Source organism: Gimesia aquarii (genome assembly GCF_007748195.1).
GTDB classification, from domain to species: domain Bacteria; phylum Planctomycetota; class Planctomycetia; order Planctomycetales; family Planctomycetaceae; genus Gimesia; species Gimesia aquarii.
Genome location: NZ_CP037920.1, coordinates 3868232 through 3891301 on the forward strand (window position 1 = coordinate 3868232; position 23070 = coordinate 3891301).

Below are 23070 nucleotides of genomic sequence, written 5' to 3' on the forward strand. Positions count from 1 at the left end.
AAAAACTTGATGTCCAATCTCAAAGGAATGAATTACAAAGAATTTGCAGTAAATCACGGTGAAAAAATTGTCCTGTGTTTTGTTGCATTATTCATTGTATTTGCTGTCTTTACGTCAAAGTGGACAACCGAAAAACGCACTCCAGTTGAACTGAATCAAAAGGTAGATACTGCGCAAACACTGGTCAGAAACAGTCAATGGCCTGAAGAGAAACGTAATGAGTTTCTTAAAGAAGACGACTTGTTCGAAAATGTAAAAGATGTGATTGATAACGGAGTTGAAGTCTCCAAGTTTACATTTTCGACGCCAATCTCCTGGCAAATATATCGCAAAAAAGAAAAAGCCAAAGAAGTGGACTGGGTTCCTGTTGAAGACCTGGTAGCCGATTACGGCCGTTTCATCATGATGATAAGGCCTCCTGAAGTCGCCATGGATGGAGAAGGCGACGGATCTGAAACCGAAGGATCGGAAAAAGCCAAGCCTGACGAGCCAGAATACGATGAATTCAAACGACGTAGAACCGGCGCTGGTATGGCGGGTGCCGGCGATTCTGCTATGGCGGGTTTAACCTTTGGGACTATGTCAGCAATGGCAATGACTGAATCCGCGGAAATGATGGCTGCCGGTGGTGGTCTTGATTCTAGTTTCGCTTCTCCAGACAATATGGAGTTATCTCTTGCTGAAGACGGAATGATGGGGATGGGAGGCATGGCAGGCCCCGCGCGTGAAGGCCGTGGTTTGCGATATGTCGCCGTTCGAGGTGTGTTTGATCTCGCGACGCAGCAAGATAAACTAGAGCGTTCCTTGGGCGATGCATTCTCACTCCAAAATATGCAGGCAGGCAGGATCCTTGAGTTCCTGGATTTTGAATTGCAACGTAAAAAGGCAATTCCTGGTAACGATCCCTGGTCTGGGCCTTGGGAAAAAGTGGATATCGAAACTTCCATTGAAGTTTTAAAAGAAAGTGCCGACTTTGACCCGCCCGTTGTCAATACCAGCATCACTGATCGTGTCTTTACGATGCCACTTCCCAGTCGTATTGCTGGTTTCTGGTATAAAGTAGCGACTCATCCTCGGGTCGAAAATTTCACACTGAGTCAAGAGGAAATTGAACAGGAATTGGAAGTCAATCGACTTCTTCTGGAGCGCTACCAAAAGACTCATGCAGGTGAAAAAGTCTTCAAAGAAAAACAAAAAGGGTTCTCACAACTCCAGATTGGTATGCGGCAAATTCGCACTGACATCATGATGGGTGATGAATCTTCAGAAATGGACGCTGCTTTCAGGGGCATGGCCGCAAATATGATGGGTCCCCAAGCAACTAGAGAACCTTTGGATGAAAAAAAGTTTGTCGAAAAATTAAAAGCCAATGTCACAGCAGCTGGACGTTTGCTTTTGTTCCGTTACTTTGACTTTGATCTGAATCCTGGTGAAACTTATAAATATAGAGTGCGACTGGTTGTGAGAAACCCTAACTTCCAGCGCCCCATTGATGAAGTGGAACTACCTTCTGTTGCTGAAGGAGAAACACGTACAACTCCCTGGAGCAATGAAACGGCAGCCGTTACTGCGGAGCAGGACGTCTATTATTTTCTTCAAAATGTCAAACCTCCACGTGGTGTCAATGGAACCACAGCCTACTTTGAAGTCTTCCAATGGTATCCCAAAACGGGAACAACAATTCATTCTGTTCTTAAAACAGCCGTTGGTGAAGAGATTGGCGGCGAACAAATTACTGAACTCTATGATGTAGCAAAAGAAGAATTTGATGATAAAGCTTCTGTTGAATTTGATACCCAAAACTATCTAGTCGATGCGATTCCTTCGCCTACAATTGTTGCAGATGAACATCCCGATTTGAATTTGCCTGCCAAATTACGAGGGCGTCTGCCTGTCGATGCAGAAGCAATCATCGTTGACAACTTTGGAAATCTAAAGCCATCACTGACTCCTGCAACATCTTCGACCTATGGTAAAGCCAAAGCAAAGCTTGACCGGGAACGAAAAAGTCTTGCCTGGGTTAAAGAAGCAATGGAGGCACGAACGGCTGCACCAACAGACGGCTTTGATGCAGCAGGCTTCGAGGGTATCAGTGCCCTTGGTCTTGAAGGGATGGAGGGCGAAATGCTTGGTCCACCAAAAAAAGGAAAGAAAAGCAAACGTAGAAGAAATCCGATTCGCGTGGGGCCCTAATCTACTGATTCAATAAAACAAAAGGGGCAGGGGAAGTTTCATATCCTGCCCCTATTTTTGTGCTCATTACACTCGCCAGAGTTCAAATCTGATACGAAATTGCCAGGCTTCTCATTAAATATTCAGAAGTAATCCACTTCTTACAAGTTAGCAAGATTCTGAAATGAGGATTTCATCAGCCGTCCCAAGAAGAAGCTCCCTCATTTCTGCAGCAATGAAAAAAGACCCCGTCACACAAGTTAAAGTATCAGACGTCGAACATGCTTTTGCTCTTAACCAGGCATCGTCTGGGCTTGTAGTAACAATCACTTCAGAAGTATTCTTTGTTTCACATTGAATCGATTGCATTAATTCGAGTAATTCATCTACGAGAACACGCCGTGGGTTTGATAAATATTGAGTTAAAATGACTGTCTGGAAATGTGGTAACAGGGTGGTCAGCATTTCTTTGATGTCTTTATCTCGCGAAGCGGCAAAAATCAACAAACGATTCTGATGTCCAAAGCTTTCCTCAAGTGTTTTTATCAGTGCATTAATCGAAGCGTCATTGTGAGCGGTGTCAACAATCACAGGAGGACTCTTTTGAACAACTTCAATTCGCGCGGGCCATTTAACAGAAGCCATACCTGCACGCATTCGTTGAAGCTCAATCGGCGTTTCCTGATGTCGAAGATAATCTAATATCGTTACCGCCAGTGCAGCATTGGCCGCCTGATGTGTTCCCAAAAGATTCACTGGCATTTCATCAATCGCAGACCAGGGAGTTTTGACCTGAATTTTTTGAGTTGGAATCTGTTCCTGAGTTTTCTTAAATCCAGGCACAGGTAACTGATCTTCTGTCTCAAAACTTGGTTCCCAAAAATAATCCCGATTCAGCAAGAACAATGGTGCTTGTTTCTCAGCACAAACCTCTTCTAAAACTTCGATGGCTTCTGGTTGGGTGACTCCGCTAAAAACGGGGACTCCTGGCTTGATAATCCCTGCTTTTTCACGTGTAATCTTCGCAATAGTATTTCCTAAAAGAGCCATATGGTCGTAGCTGATATTTGTGATTACACAAACAAGCGGTTCACAGACATTAGTTGAATCCAATCGACCTCCCAGTCCTACTTCCATTACGGCAAAATCGACTCGCTGCTGATTGAAATGCATCCAGGCCAAAGCAGTTGTTAACTCAAAAAACGTAGGGCCTGATGTATCCTGATCGAATTTGACCTGCGTAGTAATTTCATTCACAAAACCTATAAGTTGCTCAGGTTCGATCTGGTGCCCATCAATGAGAATTCGTTCTTCATATTTTGTCACGTGAGGTGAAGTAAATAAACCTGTTTGATACCCTGCAGCAGAAAGCATGTCCGCGATCATCACTGAAGTGGAACCTTTTCCTTTTGTCCCTGCCACATGAATTGTAGGCACCCCGGACTGGGGATTGCTTAAAAACCTCAAAAGCTCTTGCATTCGATCCAATTTAAAATCTTTGGTCGAATACTTGCTGCTCCCCATTCGTTCATAATTGAGACGTCCAAATAGGTAATCCAGACTTTGTTGATACTGTTCTGCCGAGACTCCCATGTCAGGCAGTTCCTTCTATATAATTGTAAATAAATATATTGCGATTGATTAAGTGTCGACCTTCATACGCTAACAGGAACGCCAACAAATATCACACTATTATAACTAAGCACTTTTCTGATGTAGACTGTGAGATATACAATCAAACTGAGAAATTTACAACTGTCTAATTCAGTCAGAGATTTAAGGTAAACAGGAAAATGAGTGATTACATTGCTACAATACAGCAACTTTTAGAATTTAATCGAAATATGACATTAAAATTACTGGAAGAAATATCGCAATTAGACGACCCATCTAGTGCTCTGACATATCAGCCTGGCCCCCAAAGGGCACATATTGCCTGGCAGATGATGCATATCGCCATTACAGAAGAATTATTTGCAACGGACCGTCTAAGAAAAACGACATCCAATTTGTCGGCTTGGTTCCCTCAATTTCAAAAAGGAAGCATTGCTGATCAGACCATTCCCTCCGCGGGTGAAATACGAGAAATCCTTGCCAAATCACGTGAGAATTTGCTTGAAACACTTTTGACAATCCATGAGTCAGATTTGGATCAAATTCCGGAAGGACTTAAAGAGCGGGGCTGGACAAATCGTCTGGCATTGCAAGTCATTTGCTGGCATGAGGCCCATCATCAAGGACAAGCCCATCTATTGCTCAACTCCTGGAAAGCGGAGCACTGACTTCCTGATTCCAGTTAATTCTCTCTTGACATTTTTGGGACATCGTTGAAAATTACGCTTTGACAGCAGTGCTTTAAATCGCATCCTCTGATGTGCAACCTGATCTTGGTAGCTTGCAAAACGTGGTTAAAGGATCAGTCATTATGAGTTCGATCAACCCTAGTGCGTCCAATTTACAAAGTTCTTTTGCCGGCGCACAGAAAAGTGAAGCGAATGTAGATAAGCAGAAAGCAGAAGCTGCTCAACAAAATATGTCTATCGACAAGAAAGCAATGACCGAACATCAAATGCAGGATGTTGGTAACGCCGACAAATCAGGCGACCGTGATGCCGATGGTCGTATGCCATTCGGATTTGATGGCGAAGAAGAGCATCCTGAGTCTAAGGATTCTAAATCTGAAGAACACCATTCTACAAGAGCCCCCGATGCCGAGGGGGAACTTGGTACAAACCTTGATCTTGATGCTTAGTCAGACAGATAGCAAACTCTTAACTTTTATTTTGAATGATTCAAAAAGCCAAAGAGGCTTTTCTTCTTTTTCGCTGTTGAGTCTTCGTCAGTAGTAGAAAGATCACCGCCAATACTAACTGCTAAATCCATAATCGTTCTGGTCAACTTCGCTTTCGGCGACTGTAAGACGAGAGGAACTCCATTATTTCTTGATTCAACCATTGTGGCATAATCATTTGGTATTTGACAGAAGATATCACGACCAATGGTTTCCAACGCTTTACTGATGCTGATTTGGGTGTCTTCCAATCCTAAGCGGTTCATTACAACTTTGATTTTGTCTGAAAGATGTTCGTTCGTATCAAAAAATTGTGATAAACGCACCACATTTCTAAGGCATGGCAAATCCAACTGAGCTGTCAACAAGACCGTATCAGACAATTCCATCGCTGCCATATCAAGACTGTTATATGATTTGCTGACATCGATCACCAGATGGGTAAACGTAGCTCGTAAAAGTGCAATAATGCGTTTTAAGACTTCAGTCGTGATTTGCATCGACTGATCCATTTGTACTGGTCGAGGCAATAAAAACGCACCACAATTATGTTTGGTCAAAGATCGCTTCAATAACGAATAGTCCAGTCTTGCGATATTTTCTGCAACATCCTGAATGGTGTAGTCGGGAATAATATCCAACCAGACATCGGTATCACCCAATGCTAAATCAAGATCGATTACCGCCACACTATTTCTTTCATTGCTTGCCAGACAACAAGCCAGATTGATGGCAAGAGAAGTACAGCCAACGCCTCCACTCACACCCGCTACCGTGATCACTTGACTTGAGCGTGGCGCACTTTGCTCACCCTCGGATTTCCCAGAGGTAAGCTGTATCCGATTCAGGGCAGACAGAAAATCTTCCAAGACCAAAGGGAAACCTAAAAATTCTTTGGCACCATTACGCATTGCCTTTAATATCAGGCTGCCTTCCTGCGAGCTACTCACGACGATGACATTACAAGATGGTAGATCCCGAGTGACTTGAGCAATGAGATTGAGTGCCATCTCAGGATTAGCATCCAGTGATATCAAAGCAATGTCTGGTTGAGTCTGTGATACAACATCTGAAAAGAATTCGTAACGGCTACATTCTGCTTCAAGCCAAACCATATCGACACCAATAAGCATATTCTTTAGCTCATTGCGTGTTGCTTCATTAGGATCGATTATTGATAATCGAACAACTCCACTCATTTCATGATCACTTATTCTTAAGGTTACTTACTCGTAATTGACGTTTACGATTATCGATTCAGATCATACTTTTATTTCATTTCCTATTCACTTCCAGGGCCGATTAATCCAGGACGCTTACTGGGAGGTGGACTACTTAGATTACTAGGAGCCTTTTTCGGATTCGTACTTGTTGTATTTTGTTTGGCTTTCCATTTACCAGCCGAAGGGCCATTGAGAGTCGGCACCTTTGGACTAAAAGGAGTTTTTGTAGTCGCTTTTTTCAATTTTTGCTGTTGCTGTAAATTTTTCATCTCTTCTGGTGAGAGAGTCGACTTCTTAATGACTTCAGATTTAACCGAGGGTGCTGCCGGTACAGGTGGTACCTGTGAAGCAGACGCAGGAGGCAATACATGATCTGAAGAGTACATCATAGATTCTGGACTGATTGGGCCAGGTACTGAATAACGACATTCAGGACAATCGTCCCCATAATTGGGCACTTCAAGCACACCATCCAGGTACAACTCACGATCTGTGGGTGTCGCTGTAAACAACCCAGGGCCTCCCGGAGGTGTTTGCCCTGATTTCAGTGGAGAGACCAATTCAGGTGTTACCATAATGACCAACTCCGTCTCGCCTTCATTATATTTCACTCTGCGGAAGGCTGCTCCTATCACGGGAAGCTCACCCAAAAAGGGAGTTTTCGAAGTTTCAGCTGTTTTCCGACTGGAAATTAACCCGGCAATCACCATCGTTTCCCCGAAATTCATTTCCACTGCCGTATTCGCTCTGCGGACTGTTAAACCAGGTACTGTTGTTCCAGCGACCTGAACCGCATTAGAAAAGTCTCGTTCACTGACTTCCGGCTGTACTTCCAATCGTAAACGACCGTTGCCGAGAACAATAGGAACCGCCTCCATTCGAACACCAAACTCGCGCCACTCAATCGTAACAGTACCCAAACTTTGTGGTACCAGAATTGGAAATTCACCACCAGAAAGTAAGTTAGCGGGACGACCACTGGTCGTTACCAATTCAGGTTCCGCCAGAATCTTAAGTAATGCTTCCTGTTTTAATGCTTCAATAAACGCCTGGAAGATGCTTGAGCTGTCTACCAGTCCAAACCCCAGTGAAGTTCCACTGAGCAGATTCTGTGAAGCAGTCAGTGCAGGGGGGCCACCAAAGGGAACTGTAATTCCTGTAATTGGAACAAGAGAGCCAGGCGTACTGTAAACGTAAGACGACTGATTTAAGAATAACCAGTTTACGCCTAATTGCCGTATCTTTGAGCGTTGAACTTCCATTATTTTAACTTTGAGCAAAACCTGCTGAACGCCAGCCAGTTTCATCTGGTTCAACACACCGTTGGGAAAAAACTGCTCCGCAATTTCGACCATTTCGGTAATGGCTTCTGGTTCAGTAACCCAGCCACGCAAGACTACGGAATCTTGCACTTTGATCGCAGTAACAGAAGAGCTGGGAAACAATTCACGGAGATAGGCTTGTAAATGTCGAGCATCTCCACTGACAAAAGTCTCAACAGAAAACACTTTTTTGTTTTCATCAGTGATAACCAGAGTTGTAACCCCAGGTATGATGGCTTGAACCCGAATCTCATTTGGAGTTAAAGCAGTTACCCCCAGCACAGTCGGATCAAATCCGTCGACACGTTTGATTTTGCCTGGAAACTTAAGAATCTTGGAGAATTTCTCTGTAATCTCCAGCTTCATTTTGGGGGCAGTGACTTGAACAATCGGCTCGCTAGCTCCGGGAGCCGCGGCTTGCTCTTTCTGCGAATATCCTTCTACATTGGTAAAACAACATACCAATAATACAACTAAAGGAAGTCTAATCATTTTTAATTGTTTTTTTAAGGCCAGCATCCATGCCCCTTACTTTTTAAATAGTTGAGCCATCAAAACCAGGTAAAACCAGGTAAAACCAGGCTTCAAATCACTCTCTAAAATAATCCAATTCCCTATTGGGACACTCTTTTCTTGGCCCAGAAATTATTACCCCCTGTATCTGATTAAAGAGCAGGGGATATTCAGACTAATTTATTTTTTCATTTTGTTTCTTAGTAAATACTTCCCACAAGCCTTTCAAAGCTGCCGTTTTATCTTCCAGTTCTTCTTCCAGAAGTTCAACTTCCTGGATTGTTTTTTGTTCTCCTGAAAAGATTTCAACTTGCCACATTTTTTTAGCTTCTTCTAGCTCTGCCTCGACTTCTGCTCCCACAGATGTCATCTCCTGCGGTTGTTGCTCTTCATCCAAAAACTGTTTGGCTGAAGTTGTCTTGCCAGAGTTTTGAGCCAGATCCGCTTCTTTTGAAGAGTCTTCTTCGTTTGTTTCGTTTTCGTCCTTATACTCACCACCTTCAATCGAAAACACTTCGGCTAAGTCATCCTCATTAAATTGGATATCCTCTGTATCCGAGGTGTCAGATTGCGCTCTTAATGCGAGATGAACTTCTCCTTTTCTTTCAGCCATTTTTAAGATCGCACCTTCTTTAGGTGACAGTAGTATCGAAATATTTTTTGACTTTACCTGATTGCTATCGGCCCCTCCGACATCGGTAAGATGGTCCGTCGCGAAGATCTTGACACGCTCCAGAATCACCTTCGTAATTGTGGTTAAGCCTCCCTCTGGTTTACGCGCTGAAAAAGTCACATAAACGTCAACAAAATCACCAGGAAGAATTAAACCACTATGAGTTTTGGTCATATCAACCGATGTTGTAAAAACTCGTTTTCCATCTGGAATTTCTACAGATGCTCCACGTGCTCCCTGCTCACTGAGCTTTGCCTTCATCACGATTTCACCAGGAACCGCTCGGGTTTTGATGGAACGATCCTTATAATCCTCCAGTTTTGTAACAGAACCTTCTGGTATCTGATCGATTGGCCATGACTTAAACTTCACATTCGACTCGTTCAGAGGAGTACCGGGAGCAATCTCAGCAATTGTCACCAGAACATTTGCCGTTTCAATTTCCTGCTTCTGATCATCTCGATTGAGCACCTGCCTTACGCCTAACATCGCAACCAGTCCACAACCAACTGCGACGACCAACATCATCAATGACTTTATTTTCATGTCTGTCACCCACCAAAGAGAAACAAATCAAGTGACTCATAACAAAAACAGACTCGTTACCAATTCGTGTCTAATTCTATGTTCCAAAGTGCCAAACTTGATTTGATCCTGCTTTCACAGGTTGACAGAAAGGAAACTCTGTCATCATTCTCAATATCGGCACTTCGAGAGTACTTGCTTCAATTTATAACGATTTTATCGTTTGAAATAATAATTCTGGTTAAGTAGCCTTGCCCTAAGGCCTTCATCCAAAATACACACTCAACACAAACTACTTATTTTAACTTTTAATCACTGACCTCAATTCCAACTTAAAGCAAGCCGGCATAGAAAAAGTAAGCGATTGAACCAATGCAAATTGGAATTCCGTAGGGAAGGAGAAACATCGTCGGCTTTCGCTCTTTTGCAATTCGTGATAATTCACGTGGATTTTTAACAGAACGCCATTCGTCGAGAATCACCATGGCCTGTGCTAAATGCGTATAAAATTTCTTGCGATAGAGCACCATAGCAATAGCCATGATTGCCCCTACAATTGTTGTTACACAAAATGCATAGAACGTGATTTTGACGCCCAACCAGGCTCCGATACCTGCCATCAACTTCACATCACCAGCCCCCATTCCACCGACGCTGTATAAGGGGAGCAGGGTAGCCAGACCAACAAGCATCCCGAGTAATCCCCAACCAAGACCAGCCAGTCCACCCGTCCAAGTCATATAGATCAAACCAGAAACCACCATTGGATATGTGATCCAGTTTGGAACTCGAAGTTCTTTTCCATCAATGTAAGCTGCATAAATCAAAACGATGGATACAAATTTTACGTGCCAATTCTCTAGAAGTAACTGTTGCCAATCCATCAATATGGCCTTTCTTATTAGTCTTATTGAAATACTTTTTTCGTATTTCGTTGGGGATGTTTATGTCATTCAAATTCACAAATCAGGACTGTTGCCACTTGATGAAAGCGCTCAAATCCCCTGATATTGGTCATTTAACTTTTGTATTCTTATTATTAATTTAGGTCACAGGCAGAGCGGTGAGGTGATTATCTTGAAAAATATTGCTGTTTTTTCACAACCAGATTAAAGCACACCGGTTGCCAGCAATACTGTTGTCTCCTTGTCCCGACCAGTTAGCAACGGCTGCAAGTCAGAAGGGAGGTGAACCAAACAATTACTGGAACGATCAGCAGGATTAACTCCATAACCGCTCCCACCTGGGGATCTATGAAGTAAGGAAACATGCTGCTTTCTCCTTGGGGTAAAGACTTTTTTTCGTTATTCACTAAATCAAACTGTTTGAAAACAAAGATTCGCGTTTTGAGAATCTGATACGCAATAAAACGCTCAGCCGAAAAGTTCGACTGAGCGATTCACTCGTACTCGTGTTGTAATACGATTGACTGCTATTAGGTCAACGCATCACGAACTTGTTCGAACTTCGCGTTAGCGTTTGTTCCGACAGCCTGAATTGCTGTTAAACAAACAATCACAATCAGAGCAAGCATCACAGCGTATTCTACAGCTGTAGGACCATCTTCTGAAACCAGGAAATTCTTGATGCTCTTTGTCAGATTCTTCATTGTTGTTGCTCTCTTTCTTTCCAATTGGAGTCGATTCATGAACCACATTCACCGACACTAAACAACTAAGTTATGAGAAATATGTGATTTCTCACAACTCACCCGAAACAATTGCTTCTCTGAGTCACATCCTCAGGTGAAGCATCCCAATATGCCCCCTCTTTTGAAGAGCAAAATCTCTACACTCAAAAACTGAACTGCAGAAACGGTATTGGACTTTTCATAAATTACAATATATCGAAAAACTAATTCCGAAATGATGCCACTCGATTTGTTCTCACTGATTGGCCCGTTGAGTAACAGATCAAAGTGTCAACACTCAAAAGTAGGTCACAGGAAATAACAGTCAAGCAGTGAACCAAAAGATTTTTTTGAAAAAACAAAGGTCTTTCAAAAGAAACATTAAAGCGGCCGTAAGGTCTATCTAATCAAACAATTAGAACGATGATGACAAAAATCAACGGCATATTTTTTTTGTGGGGCCGAGAAAAACTGAGTCTGATTTCGTTCAGAATTTCGAAATCGAACCAGGCCCAACTAGTGAAAGAGGGGTATTCACGTCATGCTTAATGTAGAATTATTGTTGTTTGACCATTATCTAAGCTGCTCCCATTCCTGAATCTTTTGTTCCATTCTCTGGCGATCCAGTTCATCAGGTGTTGTACTCTTAATTGCCCGTTTGATAATCTCAATCGCCTCTGCATGTTGCCCCTGATTGTGATAGCTATTGGCTAACTGAATCTGGACAACCGGTATTTGAGGTACTTGCTGTGCAGTATATTGCCACAATGAGAGTCCATCCTTCCAGACAGAGAGATATTGTTCAGTCTGCAAGTTGTATCTGGTAAGCAATGGCAATACCAATCCACCAAAAACTGCAGGAACCAGATAACCAGAAATCGGTTTCCCATTTCGCAAAGGTACAATTACCTGTTGTCGTATTTTCTCTAATAAATTCATAATGGCACTAAAAACGAGAGCAAAGAAAGGAATACAGGGCAGGTATAAATAACGATCATTCATCAACGTCGTAATGGGAAATAAATTGAGAACAGGTAACAGTAGTAAGAGAAAAGTAACACCTGCAAATGGAATTAATGGCTGATGTTTCCCCATTCGAACAAACATCAAAGCAGCGACCAGCCAGCAAAACAGGGAGATTATGATTTCCCAACCGATTCCTGATACAGGTGGATCATAAAGCACAGATCTCGTTTCAGGCCATAATAACATTTGCACATATTTTGACATGATCACAGTATCAACACCGAGAAGTTCGACTTTACTCATGCCAAAGTGATCGCGCACTCCACCGAGTTCGCTAGTTTGAGCCAACATGGTGATAATCAGCAATAAAAGGGCACAACAGCCCGGAAAAATCTGTCTTTTAACAGCTTCGCGAAATGGTACTTTCGCCACCAGAAAGTCATAACAGAATACAATCACAGGTACCACAACTGCTAATGCTTTTGAAAGCAACGCACAGATAAAGAAAATAAATCCACAAGTATTCTGCTCCAGAGTTCTGTGCTTTCTAAGCCAATACCAGAGTGAAGCCAGTATAAAAGCCCCCGAAAGTAATCCTTTACGGGACGAAATCCAGACGACAGTCTCCACCTGGACGGGGTGAATCGCAAATGCGGCAGCAGTCGCCCAGCCAATGAAACGATTTCGGGTAAAACGAGTGACCAATAGAAAAACGAGAATCGTATTGATGACATGCAATAAAATATTCGTGAGATGATACCCACCGGCCCAAAGTCCATAGAGACTATGATCAATCAGAAACGAAAAGATGGTTAAAGGGGCATAATTGCGTGTGACAACCTGAGTTGCGATCTTTTGTAAATTATCGGGATGCCAACTCTTTGCGAGGGGATTGTCAATGACATACCAGGGGTCATCCCAGTTTACAAAATCAAAACTGGTTGCCATGCCAAAACAGATCAAAACAACGAATGCCAAAGAGAAAACAGGCACTTTCTGGCTTTTCATTGTCTGAAATAGTTGCCAGGGAGGTTCTTGTTGTACTTGTTTCATCATATTTATAATCCCATTCACGACAGGGATTAATAGAGCATCTCCCTGGTTACCTTTAACATAGGTCTTCCTCAGTTCACTGCCGAAATTTCAGGAAAAATGATGATTAATTGAAACATCAACCAGGGTAGAAAACCTGATAACCGGCACAATCGATTTAACAGGACCAAGTATCCATTGGTACCTCGTTTATAAGCATCGCGGTTCTAATCAGATGAACCATCACCAAAACTATAAGCTAGATTTCAATGATAATGTGCGCCTATTGCCATTAGATCGAGTCTTTGAGTTGCAACAGCGAGGGAGATTATCATGCCAATACACACTTCATTAATGAGTCCAAGTATTAAACAATTAGAACCTGCTGTTGCTCCTGACTGTGCCGAGGTGATGACACAAATCCAAAGTATGGAACCATTGCTTGAAGAAATTGAGCGAAATTGCATTCCACAAGGTAAAACGATCATCGTCATGCCCGCATTTAATGCAGCTTCCACCTTGAGCAAAACATTAACAGATCTTCCTACAGGTATCGTAGACGAAATCATCCTTGTTGATGATGGTAGTACCGACAATACAATTGAACTCGCTTTGAGTCATGGCTTAACAGTCATCAAACATAAAGAAAATCGTGGTTACGGTGGAAACCAGAAAACCTGCTACCAATACGCACTTGAGCATGGCGCCGAGTATGTCGTCATGCTTCATCCCGACTACCAATATGACAGTCGTGTGGTTGGTGTAGCCATTCAGCTTTTGAAATTAGGGATTTGTGATGTAGTGCTTGGCTCACGAATTCGTACACGGCGAGAAGCGCTTGCAGGTGGCATGCCGGCCTGGAAATATCTTGCTAATCGTCTTTTGACTATTACAGAAAATGTGGCACTAGGTCAAAATGTAGGTGATTTTCATAGCGGATTTCGTGCTTACCGGAAAGAGGTCCTGGAAACGATTCCCTTCGAATATAACTCAGACGACTTTGTGTTTGACAGTCAGTTTTTAGCACAAGCAGTTCACTTTAACTTCCGCATTGGTGACATTCCCGTACCAGTCCGCTACTTTCCCGAAGCCTCGAGCATCAACTTCCGACGCTGTGTTAAATATGGGCTGGGAACTCTGGCTGTACTGGCACGATTCTGGGCGCAACGCTTGAGAATTCGTCCCTCAAGAATTTTCTTCAGTAAACAAATTGATTCAGACTCAGAAAACCGCATCCAATTACAATAAGCCTGCTTTTCAGGATCAAAATCGCAAATGGTGGAAACGGTAGCATTAAGTATCTTGGACAGTCGAAGTACTTTCTGAAGGCTTCCGCATAAAGTGGACAAGAATCGCCAAGCCAATAAACGCTGCTAAAGTGCAGAACCCGGCAAGAGGGTAGTCGCTGGACTTGATACTCCAGAAGCATCCGAATGTGGCCAGCAACGTTGAAATTCCCATGGCCAAATTCCAGGCAATTCGCTTCCCGCCTTTGGGCATGTGCTCTCCCAGAATCTGGGGTGAATTCATCATGAAAAAGAAAGTGGCATAGGCAATCGGCAGTAAAACCATTCCAAACATGGATGTGGGAACAGCCAACCAGGCCTTGGCATCGCCTTTCCAGAAAAATGAACCAACGGCTCCTGTAATGGCTGGCAAATAACAGCCCAATCGGTGTACGGTCCCCTTAGGCTCAACTCCCAACATCTCACATAAAACAAAACCGTTGATTAACATCAGAATGATAATCGTTGAAATGGCCATTGCCACAACTCCCATACCAAAAACCAACTGCGATACAGTTTTACCGGCAAGAGGTTTGAGCGCGGCTGCCAATTGAAATGCATCCCGATTAACGAGCATGGCTGCCAACGTTCGCTCTGCGAGTGGAATTTCAGCACGTTTTTGATCTAACACTGTCGGATTCTCTTTGATTTTTTCCCAGTCAGCATCTGATGCTTGTTCTTTTTTCAAACGTTGATCCAATAATTTATGATACTGTTTTAACAAACCGGGATCTGCCTGGACAACCTGGCCTTCGGCATTTTTCTCGCCCAATAATCCGGCAGCCGGCTTGGCATGAAACTGAGAGGCGGCAGCAATCACAACACAACTGGTCGCCAGTACGAACGGAACAAAGAGGCCTGTAGAGAGATCAAATGCGGCTAAACCACGGAAATCTTTATCCCAACCCTTCGCACGCATGGAATAAGGAAGCAGAAAGGTCATATTAATCCCCACCGCGGTCGCCGCAGCAGTAATCATGACTTTCTGTTGTTTTCCGACAATCAAGTTTTTCCAATAATCTGCATACGCCCCGGCTTGAGATAGAACGTCAGAAAATTCCGGAGAAGGATTAGAAAACAGACTGAAATTAGGTATGTAGCCGGCGAGAATTTTTCCCCAGTCGAGATCATTTGTGGAGAAACTCATTTTTGCAACGACACCAAAGAAACAGAGGACCACAATTCCTACTAGAATTTTCAAAATAGCTTCAAACAATTTGATTCCCCATCCACCGGAATCGTAAAACCAGATCACAATCCCCGCGATGATAAAAAGAGCAGCAACAGCCATGATCTTGCCGTTGTCATCGTTGGCAAAAATTTCTGGTGCCAGATTCTGCTGTAACGCGGCAGTCCCTAACGCAAACTGCGGCATACACCAAATCAAATTCGCCATCAGGGTGGCGATTGCCCATCCCCAACCCAAGACAGGATTGATATGTGTATTGATCGATGCAAAAGGTCGCTCTTTCGTCGATAAAGCAACATAGCCGATCGCACTGAGCATGATTACGCCCATGATCATTGCCACAGGCTGCAACCACATCAGGTGATATCCGGAAAGAATACCAAGATACAAGCCCCCCGCCAGTGAACCACCTCCCAAGGTAATCGCACTTTGTAACCAACCTGGCCCAGAGAGGATGGTATACGCTTTGAGCTTGGCACCAACGCCTTTTTGCTTCGCTTCCAGGATTAACTGGCGGTCTTGTTCGATCCGTGAATTTGCTTGGTCGTCTGTCATTGCAAACTCTTGCTATACCAATATTTATTGGCTATGTTAAATTACAAAGAAAATGTCAATTCTGAGAAACCAAGGTAACCATTTCCGGATTGAGAATCAAGCATTGAACAGAATTAGAAATCCACTGATTCTAACGAGTTCATTTAGAAATCAGTAACATGAGCTTCAAATCAACTTTAAAAAAAGCAGTTTCTTACTGTGTAAAATTCGATCTCATCTGGAAAACCCTCAATGCAACTTTTCTGCAACTTGCTCGATTTATCGAATGGGAACATCACACTCAAACAGTACGTTTGAAGGGGATCCCTATCGAAGTAGAAGCAATAGAACGTTTTTGTCCGGACTTCATTGTAAAACACGGCCCTTTTGCGGGGTTAAAATATCCAAGCTCAACAATCACCCGTGGGACTTTCAATGACGTCACGTATGCGGAAATCAATCCTGTTTGCGGTAATCTCTTTCCCAAATTGATTGGTTCTTACGAGTCTGAACTGCATACTACCATTAATACAATCAGTAACTATTCCTATTCGGAAATCATTAATGTTGGTTGCGCTGAAGGATATTACACCGTTGGCTTCGCATTAAAATTCCCGGAAGCCAGAATATACGCTTACGACATCAAACAGCAATCACAAGAGCATTGTTTACAGTTGGCCCAATTGAATCACTGTGAACAAAGAATTGAGATCAGTGATTTTTGCAGCCCGGAAACCTTATTATCCATTCCCATTTCAAGCAGAGGACTCATTATCTGTGACTGTGAAGGATACGAAGCAGAACTCTTTTCTGATCGAGTGATTGCACATTTAAAAAAATGTGACTTGCTGATTGAACTCCACGATTTTATTGATCTAAATATTTCAAATAAAATCAAACAGCAATTTGCTGATACTCATGAGATCACCATTATCAAGAGCTTAGATGACCTCGAAAAAGCGCGAACCTACCCCATCGCAGAATTAAAAGACTACGATCTCAATGATCGGAGAGAACTATTGCGTGAAAATCGTACCTGCATCATGGACTGGGTCTTTCTGACACCACTAAGTGAAGAAAACTCGCATTAGTTATCACACACACTTTCGAACAGCGTTTCTAATTTCTTCATCCCCGAATCATAACCAAACGTTTTCTCAACACGTTCGCGGGCAGCCGGGACCAAGGATTGCCAGGCTTCAGAATGAGATACGGCATCGAAGATAGACTCTACTAACGCATTGACATCACCGGGCTGAACGAGTCTGCCATATTCTCCATTCCCCAGAATCTCCGCAGGTCCACTAGGACAATCAGTTGAAACAACGGGAATCCGACAAACCATCGCTTCTGCTAATACCAAACCAAATCCTTCATACAATGAAGGCAAACAAAACAGTTGTGCTTCACGATAAAATTGAAAGGGATTACTTTGATAACCTTCTAAAATAACATGGTCACTCAAACGTTTTTGTTTGATCTGTTCTTGCAACGCTTCGCGACAGGGACCTTCCCCTAAAATATGAAATCGTAAATCAGTCAGACCCCGATCATAAACCAGCTTCGCAGCCGCGTCGATCAAATAAGAAAACCCTTTCTGTTGATGAAGCCTCCCACAGCTTACGACATGATATTTTTCTGAATCCAGTTGAAGCGTTCCCTGTTGATACAACTGATCAATTCGTTCGATATTAATGGGATTGTAATGAGTTTGGACCAATTCTGGATCCAAATCGTAAAAGGTAATTGCTGCTTGTCTTACTCCTTCTGAAACGGCAACCACAATTTGTGCAGTTTGATAAGCGCGCTTTAAAATCCGTTTCTTGAAGAACTGAAAACGGTGTTCTGTGCTTATAAAATCATTTTCGGGATCACAGACAATTAATGAGATTCTGTTCGTCTTTGTCTGGGCAGTCGCAGGTCCTGCAATCAGTGTCATGTGGAATGTATGATCGAATACAAGATCAATCTGCTGCTCTTGAATGACTGCCACCAGGTCAGCCACTAGCTGTTGATGGATTCTCCCCGGCCAATTCCACTGAGAAGCTGGTTTGCGTAAGTTGAAAGCAAAAACGGGAACATCTTCTGGAAGCTCATCAAGAAGTGAACCTGAGTGATCAACAAGATACAAGAGCGGGGTAAACCGCTCTCGATTGAGTTTTGCCAATTGATCTAACAGCACACGCTCGGCTCCACCTCCTCCTAAGCTTCCAATTGCAAAAAGAATGCGAATCTTCTTTGTCATCGAATGCTTAAACTAACTCCATTGAGAGGAACCGAGCTTCCTAAACTCTGTCAATCAGAATCGAAATTCGCAGCACTAATCCGTCAAACTACCCGAAACCGTAATGATTAGATTCTCAGGATGAATATATTTTGCAAACGCCTGCTGTGCTGCTTCAGCCGTCACAGCGTTAATTTTTTTCTCCAACTCGGAATAATATTTCATATCCCGTTTGGCAAATAAATTCGCAGTTAGAATCGAAGCCAATGAAGAATCGTTGGTGCGCGAGACTTCCTGCTGTTCCAGATAACCTTTCTGTGCATTGGCAAGCTCTTCCTTGGTGATGCCCTTGGAGCTTAAAAGGGTGAGCTCTTCTTTGATCGCCACTTCTACTTTATTCATGTTTGCAGGATTACAACTGGCGTAAATTGAAATCGAGCCTCGCTCATCAATCGAGTCAGCATGAATGAATGCACCGACACCATATGCCAGGCCTTCTTTCTGACGAACACGATCACCCAAACGGGATGAAAGGCCGCTTGACCCCAGTACCGAACCTGCAACGATGAGGTCGGGATAATCGGGAGAGGACGTATTCATCGGAAATGTCAGACCTGCAAAATAAAAGGCATTTGCTTTGTCAGGAATGATAATCTCTGTGAGGTTACCGGGAATCTGATGCGCCATAGCGGGAATGTGCTTGTAGGCCGCCTTGGACTCCCAGTTCTCCAGCATCGAATTGAGTTGTGAAAATGTCTGATCTTCAGCAAAATCACCAACGACGGCAATTTCACCAACGGAAGCCCCAATGAAGTTCTCATAAAGTGATTGCAGGTCACTCTGCGTTAATGCTTTAATTCGCTTAATCTCCTGGTCAATGTCAGGTACATAGCGAGGGTCTTCAACAGAGTAAGGTCGAAGCTGTCGACGGACCGACAGAATCGCCCGCGATTGCGGGTCAGTCTTTTGTTTCTCAAGCATCGCGATTTGCTGAGTTTTGAGAACTTCCAGTTCTGATTCTGGAAGAGTGGGCTCACGTAAAATGTCTTTCAGAATGTCTAAGACTTTACCCAGATTTTCGCTGCGAGTTTTAATGCCTACAGTTATTTGACCGGGAGAACCAGAAATACTTAATTGTGCACGTAATTTATTCAGTGCATCCTCAATTTCCTGACGAGTCATCTTCTTCGTTCCCCGTTTCATTACCACGGGTAGAAATTCACAGGCGAGCCGTTTTCCATTCAGGTTTACCAGGTTGCCATACCGCAACGTCATCTTCAAATTGACTTCTTCTCCACGTGTCTTCTTTGAAAGCAATGCGACCTTAACACCTGACGATAACGTTTTAACGGTTGTCCGTTTATCAATATTTTCAGGGGAAACATCGAAGTCTTCCCCCATCGCTACCGTTTCACGTCCTTTGTAATCACCAATCATTTTCGCAATGTCGTTGACTTGCGGAATGGAAACTTTTTCACTTTTATCAACGGGTACAAAGATCCCCACTGTGCGGTTATTTTCTTTGAGATAGAGGTCCGCTACACGTTTCACATCTGCAGGAGTCACTTTTTCTAATGCATCGCGATAAAGAAATCGAAGACGCCAATCTCCCATTGCGACCCACTCAGAAAGCTCGACTGCCAATCGGGAACTGTTATTTTCTGCCTGTTCGTATTGTTTTAACAACTTCTCTTTGGCACGAGTCACATCCTCAGGAGAGATTCCTTTGTCAATGACAGTCTGAAGAGTGTCAAACATAATCCCCAGAATCACCTGTGGATCATTCCCTTTAACGACTTCGACGATTAAACGTAAAACACCCGGGTCATGCAACGCGAAGATCGACCCTGAAACGCTGGACGCTTTCTTGGTCTTGACCAAAGCCTGATAGAGGACACCTGAGGGATCACTTGTGAGCGCAGATTCCAGTACATCGAGGGCAGCCATATCTTTGTGGGCAGCAGCAGGAATATGATAGACCACGCCGACAACAGGAACTTCTCCCACACGACGAAGAGTGACAACCCGCTCACCTTCCTGAGGAGGTTCTTCAGTATAAGTCGAATCCAATTTTCGCTCAGGGCGCGGAATCGTACCAAAATATTGATTGATTAACTTCAATGCTTCTGTCTGATCAAACTTACCGGCGACAATCAAAACCGCATTATCGGGCTGATAGTATTTCTTATAAAACTTTTTCAAACGATCAATGGGAACACGTTCGATGTCTGCCCGGTTACCAATCGTAGACTTTCCATAATTATGCCATTCAAAAGCGGATCCCATTACTTTTTGCATCAGCATCCGAGATGGGCTGTTTTCACCTCGCTCGAATTCGTTTCGTACCACCGTCATTTCAGAAGCGAGATCTTCTGCTTTCACATAGCTATTCATCATACGGTCTGCTTCCATCTTTAAAGCAAACTCGAGATTATCCTCACTGGCAGGCAATGTTTCGTAATAGTTGGTTCGGTCAAACCAGGTGGTACCATTGAATTGGGCACCACGCGCCTGTAATTCTTTGGGAATATTTTTATGTGTGGGAGTCCCTTTGAATAACATATGCTCCAGCAGGTGAGCCATACCTGTTTCCCCATAACCTTCATGTCGCGAACCGACTAAGATAGTCAGATTCACCGTGACCTTAGGACTGGAAGGGTCAGGAAACAGCAACACTTTCATCCCGTTTTCCAGGGAATATTCGGTAATCCCTTCTACCGTTCGCACTTTTTCAGGAGGAGCAGGGGACTTGGCAGCTGAAAGAAATGAATTTGATGCAAAGCTCATTACTAAAAATACCCCTGCAGTTAAACTCCATTTTTGTCGATTCATCATTCGAAATCTCGCTCCACTTGAGAGGGTAAGCAATATTGTTTGTCCTTAACTCAACTGTGTTCAAAATCCAGTTTGGGAATTATAGGCAAATCCAGGAATACCAACAATCGCCGACTATTAGAAATCACAGAGATCATCTCGATTTACCAGCTTGTTTTAAAAATGTCGTTGCGACACCGATTGCCATACCAGTTCCCAATCCAAATCCATGAGCCATATTTGCAACCGGTCCAACAAAACCAGTCATGCAGAGAAAAAACCATCCGATCAGAATAAAAACCATGTTGGGTGGCACAAAGAAATACGATTGCGGATCAAATTTACTTTTCATCCACATATACCCAAACATTCCATACACAACCCCCGAGAGGCCTCCAAAACTGGGACCGCTCCAATAAAACTGTGCCAGATTAGAAGGAATTGCCGTTAATAACACTAATAATAGTAGCCGACCGCTCCCACGATTGGCTTCAATGGCACCTCCCAATTGATAAGTCATGATGCAGTTGAACACAATGTGCATAATCGAGAAGTGAATGAAGATGGGTGTTACCAACCGCCAGACTTCACCTTCCCGGACGTCAACCAGACGTTTGTCATAGCTGATCATATTACCTGAAACTTGAAAGGAACAAATACTCAATGCCTGCCTGACTTGAGTCTTAGATTCATCGGATTGCATGAAAAGAAACACGACCACACTGATACCAATTAACAACGAAGTCACAGGACAACGGCTCGTAAAGGGACGATTCCAGGTTTCGCGAACGTCGACTTGACGACTTTGGTTCTCGCGCACTTTTTTGATTTTTTCTTCACGAATCGATTCCGCCTGTTGAGAAACTCCCTGATATTTTTCCGCTGATGTGTTCTTTAAGAATTCATCTAATTCTGATTTAGACTGTTCCACATGATCTTCATCGTATACCCAGACAGTCCATTGATCAGAGGTCGACTCAACAGTGACATCGATTCCCTTTGTTAGCAAATAGTCTCTAAACATATTTGCCTGCTGCCCTGATTCGAGCGAGCCAATTTTTCTCATCGTGATTTCAATCCATGCCTAGACAAGAACTGCACTAATCGTCTTGTGACCGGCTTATTCTTGTGCCAAGGCAGATAAATGTTTCCTGACTGATTTTTGTAATGATTCGTGATCTGACCAGGGAGCATAATGCGCCCGCATGATAAATCCATAGGCTTCCCCAACCTGATAATTGGGAATAAACCATTGAAAATCCCAGGCTGGATTTAGTCGTCCCCCTCCTGTCGGAGACTGAGCAAACCAGATATGATCACGATCTCGAAAAATCTGAGTATAAGAATATTTTCCACGAATACCATAGTACCACGGTTGTGAATACACATAGTCAGAAGGGTGATTGACGAGAGTGAGCGGGAAATCCGAAGCGACTTTGGGAAAAAACACCGCATTTTCTGGTGGATGAGTGCTATCGACACCATGCGAAGGCGTTTTGGCAGAAATTAAAGCTGCTGGAACATGTAAATTCTCTTTAGATTTCCCATAAAAGTGAATCCGACGATCTTTTGGAGCCTGCATATAACTGGCCCAAAACAAGCCGATATAACCATTCTTGAATAGATCCGCATGCGGAATACATTCAAACGTATATTCGATCGTACCATCTTCCAAAATCTGATAGCGTCCACAGCTCTCCAGTTTCCAATTAGGAGTTGGTGCTTGATACAGTTCCACCGTATCATCTGAAATGATTCGTAACTGCATCGGAAATTTACGTGGTTCGAATTTCTCTTTCAGCGCAGGAGTCCCGTCATGAATATGTTCAAAATTCAGTCCTGCAATCGTTGGTACAAAAAGATTGTCTTTTTGATCTTTATGTCTTAGCGATGCAAGGCCATTATAGCCTGCTCTGTGCCCGGGAAGTTCTTTTGTATTGACGGCGGCGTTATCGACCACAACTGCAACAATATTTCCTCGTTTTAAAATGGCTGTATGCTGATCGGCCACACGGTATTTGACCTGGGAATTTGTCAGACTTGTCACCCCGGGAGCACGGTAAGGGTGAGCCCCTGACATAACAGCCGCAAACCCCATGAATATAAAAACATTAAAAAAATATTTCATCAAGCGCACGTTAATACTCCCGGTTCTCAACCAATTTTGTTTGAAACA

At 43.3% G+C, this 23070-nt stretch carries 17 protein-coding genes; 5 read left to right on the forward strand and 12 right to left on the reverse strand.

The window, feature by feature from the left end; all coding sequences use genetic code 11:
• The first annotated feature begins 9 nt into the window (after nucleotides 1–9).
• Complete coding sequence (locus V144x_RS15085; protein ID WP_144985965.1) at nucleotides 10–2193, forward strand: hypothetical protein; 2184 nt, start codon at nucleotides 10–12, stop codon at nucleotides 2191–2193.
• Nucleotides 2194–2340: 147 nt separating this feature from the next.
• On the opposite strand, the gene V144x_RS15090 is transcribed toward V144x_RS15085, so the two are convergent.
• Nucleotides 2341–3765, reverse strand: coding sequence for a bifunctional folylpolyglutamate synthase/dihydrofolate synthase (locus tag V144x_RS15090; RefSeq protein ID WP_144985966.1), 1425 nt, complete (start codon nucleotides 3763–3765; stop codon nucleotides 2341–2343).
• Between the two features lie 200 nt (nucleotides 3766–3965).
• Here V144x_RS15090 and V144x_RS15095 point away from each other — a divergent pair, with 200 nt between their 5' ends.
• A complete protein-coding gene (locus V144x_RS15095) occupies nucleotides 3966–4454 on the forward strand; it encodes a DinB family protein (protein WP_144985967.1) in 489 nt (162 codons plus the stop codon).
• 143 nt (nucleotides 4455–4597) lie between these two features.
• Nucleotides 4598–4924 carry a hypothetical protein gene (locus V144x_RS15100; protein ID WP_144985968.1) on the forward strand — a complete coding sequence of 109 codons (327 nt, stop codon included), beginning with the start codon at nucleotides 4598–4600 and terminating at the stop codon, nucleotides 4922–4924.
• A gap of 26 nt (nucleotides 4925–4950) precedes the next feature.
• Here the strand turns inward: V144x_RS15100 and V144x_RS15105 are convergent, their stop codons facing one another.
• The 6 genes from V144x_RS15105 to V144x_RS15130 all read right to left on the reverse strand — a co-directional run bounded on the left by V144x_RS15105 (nucleotide 4951) and on the right by V144x_RS15130 (nucleotide 12871).
• A complete protein-coding gene (locus V144x_RS15105) occupies nucleotides 4951–6162 on the reverse strand; it encodes an AAA family ATPase (protein WP_144985969.1) in 1212 nt (403 codons plus the stop codon).
• An 83-nt stretch (nucleotides 6163–6245) separates the two neighbouring features.
• Nucleotides 6246–8027: a type II and III secretion system protein family protein gene (locus tag V144x_RS15110; protein ID WP_144985970.1), complete on the reverse strand. Its 1782-nt coding sequence runs from the start codon at nucleotides 8025–8027 to the stop codon at nucleotides 6246–6248.
• A gap of 169 nt (nucleotides 8028–8196) precedes the next feature.
• Nucleotides 8197–9240, reverse strand: a complete 1044-nt coding sequence (cpaB, locus tag V144x_RS15115) for a Flp pilus assembly protein CpaB (protein ID WP_144985971.1) — start codon at nucleotides 9238–9240, stop codon at nucleotides 8197–8199.
• 311 nt (nucleotides 9241–9551) lie between these two features.
• Nucleotides 9552–10103 carry an A24 family peptidase gene (locus V144x_RS15120; RefSeq protein ID WP_144985972.1) on the reverse strand — a complete coding sequence of 184 codons (552 nt, stop codon included), beginning with the start codon at nucleotides 10101–10103 and terminating at the stop codon, nucleotides 9552–9554.
• 551 nt (nucleotides 10104–10654) lie between these two features.
• On the reverse strand, nucleotides 10655–10828 hold the full coding sequence (locus V144x_RS15125; protein WP_144985973.1) for a Flp family type IVb pilin: 174 nt from the start codon (nucleotides 10826–10828) through the stop codon (nucleotides 10655–10657).
• Nucleotides 10829–11422: 594 nt separating this feature from the next.
• Entirely contained in the window at nucleotides 11423–12871 is a 1449-nt protein-coding gene (locus tag V144x_RS15130; protein WP_144985974.1) for a hypothetical protein, read from the reverse strand.
• A gap of 309 nt (nucleotides 12872–13180) precedes the next feature.
• Here V144x_RS15130 and V144x_RS15135 point away from each other — a divergent pair, with 309 nt between their 5' ends.
• The gene (locus V144x_RS15135; protein WP_232102533.1) at nucleotides 13181–14095 is read left to right on the forward strand and encodes a glycosyltransferase family 2 protein; all 915 of its coding nucleotides are present in this window, start codon (nucleotides 13181–13183) and stop codon (nucleotides 14093–14095) included.
• A 45-nt stretch (nucleotides 14096–14140) separates the two neighbouring features.
• On the opposite strand, the gene V144x_RS15140 is transcribed toward V144x_RS15135, so the two are convergent.
• Nucleotides 14141–15877, reverse strand: coding sequence for a divalent metal cation transporter (locus tag V144x_RS15140; RefSeq protein ID WP_144985975.1), 1737 nt, complete (start codon nucleotides 15875–15877; stop codon nucleotides 14141–14143).
• 158 nt (nucleotides 15878–16035) lie between these two features.
• Here V144x_RS15140 and V144x_RS15145 point away from each other — a divergent pair, with 158 nt between their 5' ends.
• Complete coding sequence (locus tag V144x_RS15145) at nucleotides 16036–16947, forward strand: hypothetical protein (protein ID WP_144985976.1); 912 nt, start codon at nucleotides 16036–16038, stop codon at nucleotides 16945–16947.
• Here V144x_RS15145 and V144x_RS15150 read toward each other — a convergent pair.
• The 4 genes from V144x_RS15150 to V144x_RS15165 form a co-directional block, all read right to left on the reverse strand.
• Nucleotides 16944–18101 carry a glycosyltransferase gene (locus tag V144x_RS15150; RefSeq protein ID WP_144985977.1) on the reverse strand — a complete coding sequence of 386 codons (1158 nt, stop codon included), beginning with the start codon at nucleotides 18099–18101 and terminating at the stop codon, nucleotides 16944–16946. The genes V144x_RS15145 and V144x_RS15150 overlap by 4 nt on opposite strands.
• Nucleotides 18102–18176: 75 nt before the next feature.
• The gene (locus tag V144x_RS15155) at nucleotides 18177–20915 is read right to left on the reverse strand and encodes a M16 family metallopeptidase (protein WP_232102534.1); all 2739 of its coding nucleotides are present in this window, start codon (nucleotides 20913–20915) and stop codon (nucleotides 18177–18179) included.
• A 133-nt stretch (nucleotides 20916–21048) separates the two neighbouring features.
• A complete protein-coding gene (locus V144x_RS15160) occupies nucleotides 21049–21960 on the reverse strand; it encodes a rhomboid family intramembrane serine protease (RefSeq protein WP_144985978.1) in 912 nt (303 codons plus the stop codon).
• A gap of 54 nt (nucleotides 21961–22014) precedes the next feature.
• Nucleotides 22015–23031 carry a hypothetical protein gene (locus V144x_RS15165; protein ID WP_144985979.1) on the reverse strand — a complete coding sequence of 339 codons (1017 nt, stop codon included), beginning with the start codon at nucleotides 23029–23031 and terminating at the stop codon, nucleotides 22015–22017.
• Nucleotides 23032–23070 lie beyond the last annotated feature (39 nt).